Consider the following 720-nt stretch of genomic DNA (forward strand, 5'->3'; position numbering starts at 1 on the left):
TTTTTATTGAGATAAAGTGATTTGGATATATTAAAATGTCATGGAGTTCTTAATATAGATCTAATAAAATTGCTTAATCTAACGGATCTTTAAAATATTATATAAAAAGTTTATAAAAAATAGTTGACATTAAAATCAGATTATATATAATATAAGTGTAACCTATAATTCACTCTTGAACTGGAGGATGTATGTATAAAGTAATTAAGTTAGAGCTTTGTGACTTAGAGGGATACATCACTGATGGTAAAGGTGGCGTATCGAGAACTGAAGAATATGTGGTTCCTGAAGATTTAAGTGTTAATGATTTATTAGGTGGTATTGAGGAGAGATATGGGGAGTCTCTTAGCGATAATACTGAGTTTTTCAATTCAATATTTATTCTAGCTACCGTTAAGAAACATGTAGATAACAAATCTTTGCTTGTATTAAAGCAAAGTTCAACTTCTCTCAATGCTAGTGTTTTTAGAATTAACGAAATTTGCCTGTATTTAGACAAGGATTACCATAATACAAGGTATTTAAATAATCATCAAGAATGTGATTAGCTATTAATTTTGTAAATGTATTAGAAAAATAGGATTTTGTAATGTAGTAAAAAGATTATATAGATTTTGTATTTGAATGGTTCTGAGCTGACCCCAATTTGTGGGAATAAAATAAAAACACTTTCGTTGAATTCATATTAAAATGAATTTATACGGAGGTGTTTTTTCTATG

At 27.5% G+C, this 720-nt stretch carries 1 protein-coding gene; it reads left to right on the forward strand.

Features of this window, described 5'->3' with window-relative positions:
• Positions 1–191: 191 nt before the first annotated feature.
• A complete protein-coding gene (locus CD129_RS12045; RefSeq protein WP_115337109.1) occupies positions 192–548 on the forward strand; it encodes a hypothetical protein in 357 nt (118 codons plus the stop codon).
• Positions 549–720 lie beyond the last annotated feature (172 nt).

This window comes from Mammaliicoccus fleurettii (assembly GCF_003970575.1).
Taxonomy (GTDB): Bacteria; Bacillota; Bacilli; order Staphylococcales; family Staphylococcaceae; genus Mammaliicoccus; species Mammaliicoccus fleurettii.